This is a genomic window from Pseudovibrio sp. Ad13, assembly GCF_001623225.1.
GTDB lineage: Bacteria > Pseudomonadota > Alphaproteobacteria > Rhizobiales > Stappiaceae > Pseudovibrio.
On sequence record NZ_LMCC01000001.1, the window covers coordinates 78,065 to 92,582 of the forward strand.

13 protein-coding genes are annotated in these 14,518 nt (G+C 50.6%); 7 read left to right on the forward strand and 6 right to left on the reverse strand.

Features of this window, described 5'->3' with window-relative positions; genetic code table 11:
• Positions 1-100 precede the first annotated feature (100 nt).
• The 3 genes from PsAD13_RS00385 (at position 101) to PsAD13_RS00395 (ending at position 3,374) form a co-directional block, all read left to right on the forward strand.
• A complete protein-coding gene (locus PsAD13_RS00385) occupies positions 101-1,057 on the forward strand; it encodes an acetyl-CoA carboxylase carboxyltransferase subunit alpha (protein ID WP_063286077.1) in 957 nt (318 codons plus the stop codon).
• A gap of 242 nt (positions 1,058-1,299) precedes the next feature.
• Positions 1,300-2,475 carry a murein L,D-transpeptidase family protein gene (locus PsAD13_RS00390; RefSeq protein ID WP_063316981.1) on the forward strand — a complete coding sequence of 392 codons (1,176 nt, stop codon included), beginning with the start codon at positions 1,300-1,302 and terminating at the stop codon, positions 2,473-2,475.
• Between the two features lie 74 nt (positions 2,476-2,549).
• Entirely contained in the window at positions 2,550-3,374 is an 825-nt protein-coding gene (locus PsAD13_RS00395) for an FkbM family methyltransferase (protein ID WP_063316982.1), read from the forward strand.
• Here the strand turns inward: PsAD13_RS00395 and PsAD13_RS00400 are convergent.
• From PsAD13_RS00400 to ispG, 3 genes are read right to left on the reverse strand one after another with little or no spacing between them, the layout of a single operon-like run.
• On the reverse strand, positions 3,371-4,117 hold the full coding sequence (locus PsAD13_RS00400) for a DUF429 domain-containing protein (protein ID WP_063316983.1): 747 nt from the start codon (positions 4,115-4,117) through the stop codon (positions 3,371-3,373). The two genes, PsAD13_RS00395 and PsAD13_RS00400, sit on opposite strands and share 4 nt — an antisense overlap.
• A complete protein-coding gene (gene pdxY / locus PsAD13_RS00405; RefSeq protein ID WP_063316984.1) occupies positions 4,110-5,027 on the reverse strand; it encodes a pyridoxal kinase in 918 nt (305 codons plus the stop codon). The genes PsAD13_RS00400 and pdxY overlap by 8 nt, the downstream gene beginning before the upstream one ends.
• Complete coding sequence (gene ispG, locus PsAD13_RS00410) at positions 5,028-6,299, reverse strand: flavodoxin-dependent (E)-4-hydroxy-3-methylbut-2-enyl-diphosphate synthase (protein WP_193775892.1); 1,272 nt, start codon at positions 6,297-6,299, stop codon at positions 5,028-5,030.
• Positions 6,300-6,676: 377 nt separating this feature from the next.
• On the opposite strand from ispG, the gene PsAD13_RS00415 reads away from it, so the two are divergent.
• Both PsAD13_RS00415 and PsAD13_RS00420 read left to right on the forward strand, forming a co-directional pair.
• The gene (locus PsAD13_RS00415; RefSeq protein ID WP_063286084.1) at positions 6,677-7,459 is read left to right on the forward strand and encodes a 3-hydroxybutyrate dehydrogenase; all 783 of its coding nucleotides are present in this window, start codon (positions 6,677-6,679) and stop codon (positions 7,457-7,459) included.
• A 53-nt stretch (positions 7,460-7,512) separates the two neighbouring features.
• Positions 7,513-8,553, forward strand: a complete 1,041-nt coding sequence (locus PsAD13_RS00420) for a patatin-like phospholipase family protein (RefSeq protein WP_057463525.1) — start codon at positions 7,513-7,515, stop codon at positions 8,551-8,553.
• 571 nt (positions 8,554-9,124) lie between these two features.
• On the opposite strand, the gene PsAD13_RS00425 is transcribed toward PsAD13_RS00420, so the two are convergent.
• On the reverse strand, positions 9,125-9,559 hold the full coding sequence (locus PsAD13_RS00425; RefSeq protein WP_063294478.1) for a L,D-transpeptidase: 435 nt from the start codon (positions 9,557-9,559) through the stop codon (positions 9,125-9,127).
• Positions 9,560-9,872: 313 nt separating this feature from the next.
• Entirely contained in the window at positions 9,873-10,655 is a 783-nt protein-coding gene (locus PsAD13_RS00430; RefSeq protein WP_063294479.1) for a MipA/OmpV family protein, read from the reverse strand.
• 441 nt (positions 10,656-11,096) lie between these two features.
• Between PsAD13_RS00430 and PsAD13_RS00435 the strand changes: the two genes are divergently transcribed.
• Positions 11,097-12,512 carry an L-serine ammonia-lyase gene (locus PsAD13_RS00435; RefSeq protein WP_063317025.1) on the forward strand — a complete coding sequence of 472 codons (1,416 nt, stop codon included), beginning with the start codon at positions 11,097-11,099 and terminating at the stop codon, positions 12,510-12,512.
• 4 nt (positions 12,513-12,516) lie between these two features.
• On the opposite strand, the gene mnmD is transcribed toward PsAD13_RS00435, so the two are convergent.
• A complete protein-coding gene (gene mnmD / locus PsAD13_RS00440) occupies positions 12,517-13,218 on the reverse strand; it encodes a tRNA (5-methylaminomethyl-2-thiouridine)(34)-methyltransferase MnmD (RefSeq protein ID WP_063316985.1) in 702 nt (233 codons plus the stop codon).
• Positions 13,219-13,287: 69 nt separating this feature from the next.
• On the opposite strand from mnmD, the gene PsAD13_RS00445 reads away from it, so the two are divergent.
• On the forward strand, positions 13,288-14,406 hold the full coding sequence (locus PsAD13_RS00445; protein WP_063316986.1) for an FAD-dependent oxidoreductase: 1,119 nt from the start codon (positions 13,288-13,290) through the stop codon (positions 14,404-14,406).
• Positions 14,407-14,518: the final 112 nt, after the last annotated feature.

Here is a 14,518-nt window from a genome sequence, read left to right on the forward strand (position 1 = left end):
TGACCCAGCTGTCGCCAGTGTCGCGCCAAAATTATAGCGCGGTCCAACGCCTTTTAGTCGGCGGGTCAAGCCCGCTGATTGTTACGAGTGAATATCCAATATGCGCAGTTACCTCGAATTCGAAAAACCAGTTGCTGACCTTGAAGGTAAAGTACAGGAATTGAAAATCCTGGCTGAAGGTGGGGAAGCGGTTGATGTGGAAGACGAGATTGCCCGTCTTCAGGAAAAAGCAGATCAAGCACTCAGCGACATTTATTCTCGCTTGACGCCTTGGCAGAAAACTCTGGTGGCTCGCCATCCAGACCGTCCGCATTCACTGGACTACATCAATACCCTGATCTCAGATTTCACGCCTCTTGCCGGTGACCGCAAATTCTCCGAGGATTGTGCCATTATCGCAGGTTTTGGTCGTTTTCGTGGACAATCAGTCGCTATTCTTGGCCAGGAAAAAGGTAACAACACCGAAAGCCGCCTGAAGCATAACTTCGGCATGGCACGTCCGGAAGGTTACCGTAAAGCCGTCCGCATCATGGAACTGGCAAACCGTTTCAACATCCCTGTTGTCTCTTTCGTGGACACAGCAGGTGCGTACCCGGGGATCGGCGCTGAAGAGCGCGGTCAGGCAGAAGCGATCGCACGCTCAACTGACATGTGCCTCGGCCTTGGCGTTCCAAACATCTCCATCGTCATTGGTGAAGGTGGCTCTGGCGGTGCAATTGCAATTGCTACTACCAACCACGTAGCAATGATGGAACACTCCATCTATTCCGTGATCTCACCAGAAGCAGGCGCATCCATTCTTTGGCGCGACAGTACCCGTGCACAAGACGCGGCAACTAACATGAAGATCACTGCAGAAGACCTTTCCAGCTTCCGCGTCATTGATGAGATCATCAAAGAGCCAATCGGCGGTGCTCACCGCGCAAAAGAGATCGTAATTGATCGCGCAGGCAACTCGATTGAAACCGCTCTGAGTAAGATGGCTGGTCTGTCTGCAGACGAGCTCAAGAAGCAGCGTCGCGAGAAGTTCTTACGCATAGGTCGTGAACTCGGCTGATTCGAACCTAGGATTTATTGTGGGTATCCACTAAATTTTTTATAAAAGGCATCAGAAGTATATCTGATGCCTTTTTTGTTTGATCCAATCAAACTCGGGGGAAAGTGCATCTTGGGGAATACCCCACAATCTCAGAGAGAATGATCTGTGGTAAGATTCGATCAACCTTAACCCAGATAGTCTTAGTATCGAGTCGAGATTGGGGTTCGGGCAAACTAGCCCCAGCATGGTGGGTCAAGCACATGATTAGAGTGTTTCAGGGAGAGACTGGCAAGAACGTAAAGCGTGCTGCTGCGCTTGCGCTGGCTTTAACGCTAGCCGCTTGTCAGGGAACAGAGTTTGGCGCTGAGAAGCACCAGCAACCTGTGAGCAAAAGCCTTTCCAACAGAATGAAATCCAAGGACATGGAGCTCAAGTCTCCAATCATGGTTCGCCTGTTCAAGCAAGAGTCTGAATTGGAGATCTGGAAACAGACCAAATCAGGCCAGTATGCTTTGCTGGAAACCTATGAGATCTGCAAATGGTCAGGCAAACTCGGCCCGAAGTTTAAGGAAGGCGACCGTCAGGCACCAGAAGGCTTCTACGAAGTCACACCGGGCCTGATGAACCCGTTCTCCTCTTACTACCTCGCATTCAACCTTGGTTTCCCGAACAAGTTTGACCGCGCTCATGACCGCACAGGCTCAAACTTGATGGTCCATGGTGCCTGCTCTTCTCGCGGGTGTTATGCCATGACGGACGAGCAGATTGCAGATATCTACTCTCTTGGTCGCGATAGCTTCCTTGGCGGTCAGAGAAAGTTTCAGGTTCAGGCCTTCCCATTTCGCATGACACCGAACAACATGGCCAAGAACGCAAGTTCCGAGCATTATGAGTTCTGGCGCATGCTGAAGCGTGGCTATGACCACTTTGAAGTCACCAAACGCCCACCATCCATTGAAGTCTGTGAAAAAGAATATGTCTTCAACGCGAAGGCAGACGCACGCGGAACCAAATTCAATGCACGCGGCGCTTGCCCTGCCTACACAGTGCCTGAGCACATCGCAGTGGCAGTAGCAGAAAAGCAAACCCGGGATGCACGAGAGACCGCTGAGATCCAGATCGCTATGGAAAGCAGTAAACGCCGCAAAGAAAAGATTGCAGCGTTCTTTGGTGGCGCCTCAACAACTGACGTCGCAAAAGCAGAAGCAAAAGCACCAAACGCAACGCCTGTGAATGTAGAAGCTGCAAAAGTTTTGGCGCTGGCATCTGAGGAACCATCCCCAGCACCGCAAAAAGCCTCTGAATCAGAACGTGCTTTCAGCTACTTCACATCCCTGTTCTCTAACAGTCGTGTTGGTGACGAGAAGAAGATCGTTGCAGAGGTCGTAAATCCATACCCAGCCGCCCCTGCACCACGCATCAAACCGCAATTGTGACGTTGTGTTAATCGAAACCTAGCCTGACTTATGTACGCTGGTCTCAATGAAGATCAACAAGTCAGGTTAGGCAAATGCCAGGCTCAAAAACCTTCTTTGGAAAGTACCACAGCAAAGAGTACATCAACGAACGCCGCCACTTACGTGGGCTCCTTGGCTATTACATAAAGCACATTCCAATGTCCTGGGGTGTGCGACTAGGCCTCTCCTCCGGCATTCTGACAAGGTATGGTGTTGAACTCACACCCAATGTCTTCGACGCCACATTCCGCATGTGCTGCGAAGGTGGTTACGGCACATTCCTCACCAGCTATCTCGTCGACTATGAAAAACCTTTCATCATGCTGGATATCGGCGCAAATCAAGGCCTCTTCAGCCTGCTTGCAGCTCAAAATACGAACTGCAAGCAAGTCATAGCTTTCGAGCCTGTTGCCAGCACATTCCAATTACTGGAACAAAACATTGAGCTAAACCTTGCTACCTCTCGCATAAAGGCAGTGCAGGCAGCAGTCTCCGACCACACTGGCCAAGCTAAGATATTCCTCAGCAAAACCCATAGCGGCGGCGCATCCCTCAGCCAGAACACCCTGCATTCAGACGAAAAAACCGAAGAGATTCAAACCATCTCTGCCCAGCAGTTAGATGAGATGATCACCGATGAAATCGACATCGTGGTCAAACTCAATGCTGAAGGGCATGAAGAAACCGTAATTAAAGAGCTCATCAAGACAAGCTTCTTTCATCGAGTTCAATCAATTTTCTATGAGAGAGATGTCAGATGGTCTGATCCAAACATGCTCAAAAACCTTCTGGAGGAGCAAGGCTTCAAAAGCTTTAAGAGAGTTGGCCATGAACCACGTTTGGACGTACTGGCAAGCCGCGAGCCTGACAATACCTAAGCCCAGATTGCCATGCGCAGACCGCGTTCATCTCGCCCGAAGTCAGCCGGAAATGGCTCCGCATGGCCATACAGCAACCGCTCAGCGATAACTGCATTCACAGAAGCATCCATCAAATCATCCCGAGCGGCACCTTTGGGCGGTTTTTGGTCCAAAAAGCTCGCTACATAGCCAAACTGCACAAGCAAATCTCTCCGCGCATCCAAGCCCGCAGGATAGCTGCTTCCCTTGACCTTCTTAGGAATAGCAATGGACTCCTGCCCGTTTAAGCGCCAAAATGCCACCTCAGGATGAACTTCATACACCCGCGCTTCCAACTCAGGCGTCATGAGCTGATCAATCTCCCGAATTTTTGGGAAGATATGGAACGCTTGCTTGGATACTTTTTTGGGTGGTGTTGAATGCGCCAGTGCAGCAGAGCAAGCCTCGCGATAATCCTCACAATAGATCGCAGCTCGGGCGGGAATGGAAAACACCGTTGATTGCCTCATACCCAAAAGAGGACGAACTGCTTTCTCAGGTCCACGACCATTGCTGCCAATCTTCTCCGGCAGCCCGATCGGCATATCGACCGCAATTTTATGCGGCTCATGCTCAGAGGCCAGCAAATCTGCAAAATGAGGAAAGATCTGCACTTCAGGTGCACGGTTTGAGCCAACCCAGCGGAAAACGGCAATCCAACCTGCTTTGCAACCGTCAACCCCAGCCACACAGACGGGATCAACTGCCACCGCTTCAGGCACGTTCAGGCGCCTCTACCACGCGGCGAGTGTTCACAAGCGCCATCGGTTGGATAAGCGGATCTTGGTGCTCAGCATAAAGCAAATCATCAGAACCAACTTTGACAGAGCGCGCGACCAACTCAAACGTTGAAGCTGTCGCTTTCTTCAATGCCTCTTCATCACTCTGCCCACTCAGACTGCGAGCCAGATAAAGCGCTGCCAACAAGTCACCAGTGCCATGCGGTGCGCCCTGCACTTCCGCATGTTCAATCGCAAGGCTACCACGCGGCCCAACCAGCAAATTGGAAATGGAATTGCGACGGATTGCTGGCGACGATGTAATGATCGTCCGCTCCACTTGCAGCGTGCGCGCTGCCGCAACAGCTTCATTTTCCATTTCAGTACCAAACCCGCTAAGCCAGGCCAGCTCAAAACGGTTTGGCGTAATCACGTCAGCAAGCGGTAACAGTTGGTCACGAATAGCTTCAGCAATCGGCTCGGCAACATAAAGACCACCTTTGTCACCAATGACTGGATCGCACAGATAGACCGCATCATCATTGCGAGTCTTCACTTCCTGCACAATCTTAGCAACATCAGAAACCTGAGCTGCATTTGCCATGTAGCCAGAGATAACACCCTTCACAGCGCCCAAACGATCACTGGCGCAAATCTGTTCAACGATATGCTTGAAGGCTTCTTCACTGGCCGAGATACGCTCACCAGCACCTTGTCCCGGATGCCATGGCAGAACAATCGTAGGCAGCATCCAGACATTAAAGCCCATGCGCTCCAGTGCAAAAACAGCACTGCGCATGCCAACACATCCGCTGACAACCTGTGAAGAGATCACCAGAACCGAAGGTTTTTCCTTCGGAGCGCTTTCTCTGATTTTGTGTTCTACTTTTTTGACAAACCGCTCAAGCGACATCTAGGAAATCTCGTGTTCAGATGAAACGCCAGTACCAAAACGTTTCTCGATATAATCCAGAACCATCGCCTTAAACTCATCAGCAATGTTCGGCCCACGCAGAGTAACAGTTTTAGCACCATCAACAAACACAGGCGCAGCAGGTGTTTCACCAGTACCAGGCAAAGATATACCGATGTCAGCGTGCTTGGATTCACCAGGACCGTTCACGATGCAGCCCATGACAGCAACGTTGAGCTCCTCAACACCCGGATATTGCTCACGCCACTTCGGCATACTCTCGCGGATATGCGCCTGAATGTCCTGAGCCAGCTCCTGAAAGACTGTGGAGGTAGTACGTCCACACCCCGGACACGCAGCAACAATCGGAACAAAACTGCGAAAACCCATTGTCTGCAACAGTTCCTGAGAGACCTGCACTTCACGCGTTCGGTCCCCACCTGGTTCAGGTGTCAGCGAAATACGAATGGTATCGCCAATGCCCTGCTGAAGCAGAATACCCATGGAAGCAGAGGACGCCACGATGCCCTTTGTGCCCATACCAGCTTCAGTCAAACCAAGGTGAAGGGCATAATCGCAACGCTGTGCCAGATCCGTATAAACGGCAATCAAATCCTGAACCTGTGAGACTTTCGCAGACAAAATGATTTTGTCGCGGCCAAGCCCCAATTCCTCAGCACGCTGAGCAGACAACAAACCAGATTGGCAAATCGCTTCGCGCATCACTTGTTGCGCAGTCAGCGGAGAGCCTTCCTCTTGGTTTTTATCCATCAGGTGTGTCAGCAGCTCCTGATCCAGAGAGCCCCAGTTCACACCAATACGCACAGGCTTATTGTGCTTCATCGCCATTTCGATGATCTGGCCAAACTGCTTGTCTTTTTTAGTTTTGAAGCCAACATTGCCCGGATTAATCCGGTACTTATCAAGCGCTTCAGCACAATCAGGATGATCTGCCAGCAGCTTGTGTCCGATGTAGTGAAAATCTCCGACCAGCGGAACATCGACCCCAATCCGGTCCAGACGCTCTTTGATACGCGGAACAGCTGCAGCAGCTTCATCACGATCTACCGTAATACGAACCAGCTCGGATCCGGCACGCGCCAGAGCAGAAACCTGCGCAACCGTTGAATCTATGTCAGCGGTGTCGGTGTTCGTCATGGACTGAACAACAACAGGCGCTTCGCCGCCAACAATAACCCCACCAACGTCTACAGCCACAGAACGACGGCGCGGAAACGGGGAAGAAATATAGGTTTGGCTCTTGTCAGTCATGATCATTCCACTGGGATAAATCTTTAGGCAAGCAAGTGCAGCATGCAGCCCGCGCTGTCAACTTTTTAGCGCACGCTCAATTCAGTTTGATGTCATCTCAAGACGCCATCATGCACCCCAAGTTTTCACAGTAAACCTCTCCTCAGAATGATGCTAGGTCCACTCCATCATCAGCCTACTGAAAATAGCCAGCGACTTTTGACGCAATGCACTCATCTCTAACCTTCCATTAAGGACAAAAGACAGATCGGTGGTCAGTTTTGACCTTTTTGCACTGCACGCTAAACAACTATGCTTTTTGCTAATGCAACCAGATTAAAAAGTGGCGCAAGCTCACACCAACTCTTTTTTCAATACATTTGGGCAGGAGACTCGAAATGCTCTCAGGAAAAACCGCTGTAATCACTGGGTCCACATCAGGCATCGGGCTTGCTTACGCTCGCGCAATGGCAGAGCAAGGCGCCAACATCATGATCAATGGGTTTGGCGATGCCGATGCCATTGAGAAAGAGCGCGCTGCAATCGAAGCCGACTTCGGTGTAAAATGCGTGTACTCATCAGCCGACATGACCAAGCCTGATGAAATTCACGCAATGATCCACGATGCGGTTAAATCTCTCGGTTCAGTCGATGTCCTCGTCAACAATGCAGGCATTCAGCATGTTGAAGCTATTGAGCATTTCCCGGTCGACAAATGGGATGCTATCATCGCGATCAACCTGTCCTCCGCATTCCACACAATCCGTACCGCCGTGCCTTACATGCGCAAAGCAGGCTGGGGTCGCATCATCAACACCGCGTCCGCTCACGCATTGGTAGCATCTCCATTCAAGTCGGCATACGTTTCTGCAAAGCACGGCATCGCTGGCTTAACCAAAACCGTCGCACTGGAAGTCGCAGAAAACAACATCACAGTGAACGCCATTTGCCCCGGCTACGTCTGGACACCGCTCGTCGAAAAGCAAATCCCTGACACCATGAAAGCCCGTAATATGACTGAGGAGCAGGTGAAAAAAGAAGTCCTGCTCGCTGCTCAGCCAACCAAAGAGTTCGTGACAGTCGATCAGGTTGCCGGCCTAGCCGTGTTCTTGTGCTCTGATACAGCCGCTTCAATCACCGGCACTCTCTTGCCAATGGACGGCGGCTGGACAGCACAATAACGCTCAGATGATTTCCCGGAGTTTTCTTTTCCAAGCGGCCCATGGAGGTCCATATGGCGACTACTCGGAAGACAGCGAAAAAAGAACGAAAGAAAATCAATCTGGCCTTACAAGGTGGAGGCGCACACGGCGCCTTTACCTGGGGCGTTCTGGATTGGCTCCTTGAAAACGAAGATTGGGAGATCACTGGCATCTCAGGCACAAGCGCAGGTGCCATGAATGCAGCCGTCATGGCCGATGGCCTCGTTGAAGGCGGGCAGCAAGGCGCAAGAGATGCCCTCGCCCGCTTTTGGAAGTCCGTCAGCGCAGCTGCAGAGACCAGTCCGTTCCAACGCAGCCCAATGGATGTTTATTGTGGCAATTGGAGCATGGACAACTCTCCGACATATCTGGCATGGGACCTGCTTTCTCGCGTCATGTCTCCCTACCAACTAAACCCGATCAACTATAATCCACTCCGCGACCTCGTTGCTGAGCAAATCAACTTCGAACGTGTGCGAAGTTGCGACCAGATGCAGGTCTATGTCGCTGCAACCAATGTTCGAACCGGGAAAATCAAAGTTTTTGCAAAGGAAGAACTCACCCTTGATTCACTCATGGCGTCTGGCTGCTTGCCGCATATGTACCAAGCGGTAGAAATTGGTGACGAGGCCTATTGGGACGGTGGTTTTATGGGCAACCCGCCTTTGTTTCCACTATTCCAACACGGTGGCTCTACTGATGTACTTCTTATTCAGGTCAATCCGGTTGAGAGAGTTGAACTTCCGCACACCGCTCAGGAAATCTCAGAGCGCATGAATGAGATCACCTTCAACTCAACCCTGCTGCGCGAGCTTCGCGCAATTGAGTTTGTGACACGGCTTATTGATGAAGGTCGTCTTGATTCGAACGAATACACCCGCGTTTACATGCACAGAATAGAAGCAACAAAAGATCTCGCCCCTTTCGGAGCTTCATCCAAGGTAAATGCCCAGTGGGAATTTGTAGAACTTTTGCACGACATTGGGCGCCAGGCTGCAAAGAAGTGGGCGCACGACAATTACGACAGCATTGGCAAACGAAGCACGCTGAACCTGGATCACGAATTTAACTAGATCTAAACGAGAAGGTTAACACTCCCAAACCGCATTGCAAATTGCGACGCAGCATAGGTAAGCAACCTGTTAAATTAACCCGCATGTTGGAGAGTAGAAGCGCAGCCACCCCAGATATTGTGCCAAAAATTTATCACAAAACTGGCACAGCTTTTGCTTTTAAATAAGCAGCTGATATCAAGGTACTGCGTAATCAGCTTTAGAGAATATAAAGAGGGTTTTTGAGCGTGTATTCAAAGCCCTCTTTTTCTTTGGGCAATGCATCCTCCCGACACACAGCTCTCAGAAAAAATCGTTTTATCCCTAAAAAAGTCTTTCAAAAAAATCAGCGTGCCAACCTTTTGGCAAGATTTTAGCGTTAGGAAAGACACGCTGATTGTTGAGTTATGCGTATTCAGCGCTACAGCGGAAGGAGCAGGCGTTTGCGACCCGACTTGCTTCTTCCGCTCACAAGCCTTCAAGCACATCTCTTAGCCCCTGATTTAGTAAGGAACCCACGCGCTCGCAAGGGTAAAGGGCCTTATTTGACCGATATCACATCATGTTCAGAGCTGCACGTAAAGCGTGTTCACTATTTCACAATTACAATCTTTGCGTTTGATCGGCCATTTGCCTGAATCAAACTGAACAATCTCTTGGCGTTTTTCGGATGCAACCGCACGCAACCGTGTGAGGCAGGCGCACCCAAGCGCTTAACCACATCCGTTCCATGAATGGCATACCCCTTATAGAAAAACACAGAGTAAGGCATCGGTGCCCCGTTATACTTACGGGAGAAATACCGTTTGTGCATTCGCGTTAGCTTAAAGGTGCCCACTGGCGTTCTGTATCCCCGCCGGGCCGTCGAAACAGGCCACGAATGCTGAACCTTCCCATCCACGAAGATTCGCATCCTTTGCTCGGAAATATCAATCTTCGCCAACACTTTAGTGGAGGATGCCTTGGCCGGAACCATAAGCAATAAACAGATAAACAGAAGTCCTGATATAGTAATAATTGTACGCATACTGAAGCCCCCTCACTCAACGCTATACTTAAGGTGAATTAGCATGCGCACCAGCAGGAGTCTGTCATCGACTTATTCTAAGGGTATTATTAACGACCTCTCAGAAGAGGATACTTCAATACTGAGGTAATATAACCCTCAATACCAATACATCATGCATACCTTGTTATTCATGAATATACACAAAGCTTCACTTCAAACACCGCTTTATTCACGGCACAGTCAATGAGAACTCACAGTGCATGCAGTAAATAAAAAAGCCCGGAGATCCTTCCGGGCTTCACTCATCAAATTTATCCGACACTCTGGTTGCCTAGAACATATCCCAAGCAAACCGATAGGTCGCACCAAATCCAACAGACCACATATTGTCGTTCTGCGTAATCGGGCTATCTGCAGCTTCACCAATCAGACGGTCATAGCCACCTTGTAGGTGCAGCCCAATGCTGTCAGTCAGCGCATAACTCGCACGCACAACTCCACCAACGCTCTTGAAACCGCCTTCTGCGGTGTATGGGCCGGATGGAGTACCTGCTGCAACGCTGAAATAGGTGTTCATGTATGAACCATCAGCAGCATCAACGCGCGGACCGAACACAAACGTCAAGCGATCTGTAACTTCAGTGATCACATCCACTCCCGCACGCCCGACAAAACCGCGGTGACCGTTAAAGCCGTGGCGCACTTCGATGAATGCGCGGAACCAATCATGACGGAAGCCACCGCCAAGCCCGACCTCACCAGCCCAAGGCACACGAGTTGTCCCTGTCAATGAAGAGGAATCGGAAGGATTACGCTCACCCACAAAACCAAAAGACGGATAAATGAACAGGCCCTGTGTTTCGCCCTCTTTCACCTGACCAAAGCCCGGCAGGTAAAACCGCGAAAACGCGATCAACGGTAGCGGATAGATGATGTATTCATCCGCGCCGTCATACTTGGGGTTCACAAAACCAGCCACGCCAATATCAACGACATACCTCTTACTGGCTTGCTCCTCGGTCAAATCACCAGGCGTAAAATTATCTTCTGCCAGTGCATGACTGGAAACGGAAGCAAGCGCTAAGCCTGCAAGAATACGAAGAGAGGCGGTCATAGGTGCAGCCTTGATCGGAAAAGTAATTACCACCTATGATATACGTTTTAAGTCACTTTGAAGACCTGCAGTTTCAGGAGTTTTCTACAGACTGTTGCCCATTGGCATCATAAAACTGAACAAGTGGTAGTTTTTTCATCTCAATTCACATTGACTGAGTAAAACAAGTCCATCAATTCCCCGTGAAACCAAAGCGTTTTCTTCAATCCTTTCAGTAAATCGGCGTTAAAAAAATCTTTTTGAATCAATAAGCCTCCAGTCAGAACAGATAAATTCTGCGGCATCTGGACAAACGCAACGTCAATTTCAAATATCCGGAAAAATAATCCTCTTGGTTTCAGAGGCTATGACGATTATTCCTAGAAAATTCAGTGATAGTGGCTGTTCTCTATCCTAATGAAACAAAAACAACGCCCCAGCCATCTGAAAGGTGCCAAACACATGTTTCTCAGCGTCTTTGAAATTTTCAAGATCGGTATAGGTCCGTCTTCGTCCCACACAATGGGACCGATGACCGCTGCCGCACGTTTTCTGGATGAGTTGAGAGACGGTCGCCGAATATGGCCCGGCGCAGGCGCACCAAAGAGACTGCGCTGCACGCTTCACGGCTCACTCGCCTGGACCGGCAAAGGCCATGCGACTGACAGAGCCGTTGTTCTGGGACTTGCTGGCTGCACGCCTGAAACTCTGGATCCAGATGAAGCAGAGGCACTTGAGAAAAAGATCGCGACAGAAAAGAAAGTCCACCTTCCTGATCTTCCAGAGTTGGACTTTGATCCCGATAAAGACGTGATCTTCGACTTTGAGGAAAACTTGCCCGGCCACGCGAATGGCATGGTGATCGAAGCATACGACGCCCAAGACCGCCTGCACCTTCAGGAAACATTCTATTCCATCGGTGGCGGGTTCGTATTGACCGAAGAAGAACTGGATCGCCTGAAAGCAGCAGAAGCGTCAGGTGATCAGGCTCCCGACGAAATTAAAGGCATGCCTTATCCATTTGCCACAGCGCAAGAAATGCTGGAGATGGGACAAAAGTCCGGCAAAACCATTGCTGAGATGAAGCGCGCCAACGAAATCACCTCTCTGGATCCGCAAGAACTGGACACCAAGCTCTGGCAAATCTGGGATGTGATGAACGCATGCATGGAGCGCGGCCTGAATACTGAAGGCGAGCTACCAGGTGGCCTTACAGTCAAGCGTCGCGCAGCTGCAATCAAACAACAGCTGGAAGACGAACGCAGCAATAACATGAGCATGCCGCACGTCGCCAACGACTGGCTCTCTGTCTACGCAATGGCCGTAAACGAAGAAAACGCAGCGGGCGGCAAAGTTGTCACTGCACCAACAAACGGTGCAGCAGGCGTTATCCCGGCAACCGTCAAATATTACCGCGAGCATTGCCCAGGCAGTAACGATGAAGGCATAAAAACCTTCCTCCTCACATCAGCAGCTGTTGGTGGCATCATCAAACACAATGCTTCCATTTCCGGTGCTGAAGTTGGTTGTCAGGGCGAAGTTGGCTCCGCCGCTGCAATGGCAGCCGCAGGCCTTTGCGCAGCTCTTGGCGGCACGAACGAGCAGATTGAGAACGCAGCTGAAATCGCTCTGGAGCATCACCTTGGCATGACTTGTGATCCAGTCGGAGGCCTCGTTCAGGTGCCATGCATCGAGCGTAACGGCCTCGGTGCCATCAAGGCAGTCTCAGCAGCTTCACTGGCTCTGCGTGGAGATGGCTCTCACTACATGCCACTAGACAACTGCGTTGAAGCCATGCGCCAGACTGGCGTGGAGATGAACGACAAATACAAAGAAACCAGCAAGGGTGGTCTGGCAGTCAACCTGCCAGAATGCTGATTACTTAGGCTTCGGTGGCGGCAGTTTTCTGCCCCACCATCATCTGGCGTTTTGTGCCATAGCCTTTGATACGCTCAACCTCAAAACCCGCTGTCTGCAAGTTTCGGCGCACCCAACCTGCCGCGGTGTAGGTCCCAAAAGTCCCGCCAACAGCGGTTTTCTCTCCGACAGCAAGCATAAGATCTCGCCCCCACAGCTCTGGGTTTCGTGCCGGATTAAAGCCATCAAGGAACCAGGCATCGACGGGTATGGACAAGGTTGGCAGCATCTCACGAGCATCCCCAACACCAAGCAGCAGTCGCACACCATCAATGGTGATTGGATTCCAACCCGGCTGAGGCTTCCATGCAGCCAACAGCTTGTCTTTAAGCTCTTTGAGCTCAGGCCATTGCGACAGCGCTTTCTCAATCTCCGTAGCTTCCATCGGATACAGCTCAAACGAAACGTAAGTCAGCTTGGTCCGCTCAGCTTCCGGCAAACTCAGAAGCAATTCCAGTGTGGCGAGAAAATTAAGCCCGGTTCCAAATCCCAGTTCAGCAATAGTAAAAGACTGTGCATCCACCCAGCGTTCAGGGAGTTGATTACCCTGCAGAAATACGTAGCGCGTTTCGCCTAATCCACCGGCTTTGGAGTAATAAGTATCTCCAAACTGCGACGCATAAGGCACATTCGCATCATCCCATTCCAATTTTGGGCGCTCTGTCATATGTCTAAGCCAAATCTCTAACGTAAAAATCGGTCTGGGCTTATACCCCAACCTGGGAAATAAAAAAACATGACCTACGATATAGTTGTTGTTGGAGGGGGAATTTTCGGACTTAGCGTCGCCAAAGCCGCACTCGGAAAAGGCTTGAAAGTCGCTCTTCTGGAAAAAAACACCATCGCATCAGGCGCCAGCGCTGGCCTTGTTGGTGCGTTGATGCCCCATGTACCGAGTAAATGGAACGACAAGAAGCAGTTCCAGCTGGTCGCACTGATCGAACTCTCCGATATCGTGGAGGAGCTGGAAGAAGCCACTGGCCTTTCTGTCGGCTACAGCCGTGCAGGTCGCCTGATCCCGCTTTACACCGAACCCAAGCTCGAACATGCTCTCTCCCGCGTTGAAGAAAGCAAGCAGCGCTGGAGAAGTAATGAGACTGGCTTCACTTTCAATGTGGTGAAAGAAACACCGTTCAATGACTGGCTCACACCAGAAGCCGCTCCACTTGGCATCATCTGGGACACCTTGGCAGCACGGGCCAATCCGCGCCTTGTCTCTGCAGCTCTCAAAACCCTGCTGGAAACACGCATCGGCATCATGGAACACACCGAGTATCTCGGCTTTGATGAGACTACTGGCACCGTTTCACTCGGCAATGGTGAAAGCCTGAGTGCTGATCGCGTTGTCTTGTCAGCAGGTTATGAAGGTTTCGAACCACTCAGTAAGATCGCAGGTAAACCCATCGGCATGGGTGTGAAAGGTCAATCCCTTTTGCTCGAATATAAGGCCGACAAACCTCTCCCGGTTATCTATGACAACGGAATTTATGTTGTCTCACATGCCAATGGCACTGTTGCTATCGGCTCCACCTCCGAGCAGGAGTGGACCAGTAAAGAACCAGTAGAGGCAGACATTCAAACCATGCTCTCCAAGGCAGTTGGCTTTTGCCCTTCATTGAAAGACGCGCCAATCCTCACCCGTTGGGCAGGTATCCGTCCAAAATGTAAAAAACGGGACCCTTTGGTCGGCCTCATTCCAGGCAAAGACAAAACATGGGTGGCAACTGGTGGCTTCAAAATTTCCTATGCCATTTCTCACCGCATAGCCGCCTGCCTCATGCAGGAAATGTTCCCTGAACAAGACCAGACAATCCACTTGCCAGAGAGCTTTAAGCCAGCCTTCCATTTTGGCTAAAGCATGCGAGATGAGAGCAAAAATTGTTTGCCCTATCAGTTTCAGGGCAAACGCCCCCTGCTAATTGGTACTTTTTCAGGTACCGCTTCGTGAAATTAGCTCAAAATATAGA

What these genes read in the sequence shown, in the direction of transcription:
- PsAD13_RS00385 (WP_063286077.1), top strand. Translation starts at nt 101, where the DNA reads ATGCGCAGTTACCTCGAATTCGAAAAACCAGTTGCTGACCTTGAAGGT.
- PsAD13_RS00390 (WP_063316981.1), top strand. Translation starts at nt 1,300, where the DNA reads ATGATTAGAGTGTTTCAGGGAGAGACTGGCAAGAACGTAAAGCGTGCT.
- PsAD13_RS00395 (WP_063316982.1), top strand. Translation starts at nt 2,550, where the DNA reads ATGCCAGGCTCAAAAACCTTCTTTGGAAAGTACCACAGCAAAGAGTAC.
- pdxY (WP_063316984.1), bottom strand. Translation starts at nt 5,027, where the DNA reads ATGTCGCTTGAGCGGTTTGTCAAAAAAGTAGAACACAAAATCAGAGAA.
- ispG (WP_193775892.1), bottom strand. Translation starts at nt 6,299, where the DNA reads ATGACTGACAAGAGCCAAACCTATATTTCTTCCCCGTTTCCGCGCCGT.
- PsAD13_RS00415 (WP_063286084.1), top strand. Translation starts at nt 6,677, where the DNA reads ATGCTCTCAGGAAAAACCGCTGTAATCACTGGGTCCACATCAGGCATC.
- PsAD13_RS00420 (WP_057463525.1), top strand. Translation starts at nt 7,513, where the DNA reads ATGGCGACTACTCGGAAGACAGCGAAAAAAGAACGAAAGAAAATCAAT.
- PsAD13_RS00425 (WP_063294478.1), bottom strand. Translation starts at nt 9,559, where the DNA reads ATGCGTACAATTATTACTATATCAGGACTTCTGTTTATCTGTTTATTG.
- PsAD13_RS00430 (WP_063294479.1), bottom strand. Translation starts at nt 10,655, where the DNA reads ATGACCGCCTCTCTTCGTATTCTTGCAGGCTTAGCGCTTGCTTCCGTT.
- PsAD13_RS00435 (WP_063317025.1), top strand. Translation starts at nt 11,097, where the DNA reads ATGTTTCTCAGCGTCTTTGAAATTTTCAAGATCGGTATAGGTCCGTCT.
- mnmD (WP_063316985.1), bottom strand. Translation starts at nt 13,218, where the DNA reads ATGACAGAGCGCCCAAAATTGGAATGGGATGATGCGAATGTGCCTTAT.
- PsAD13_RS00445 (WP_063316986.1), top strand. Translation starts at nt 13,288, where the DNA reads ATGACCTACGATATAGTTGTTGTTGGAGGGGGAATTTTCGGACTTAGC.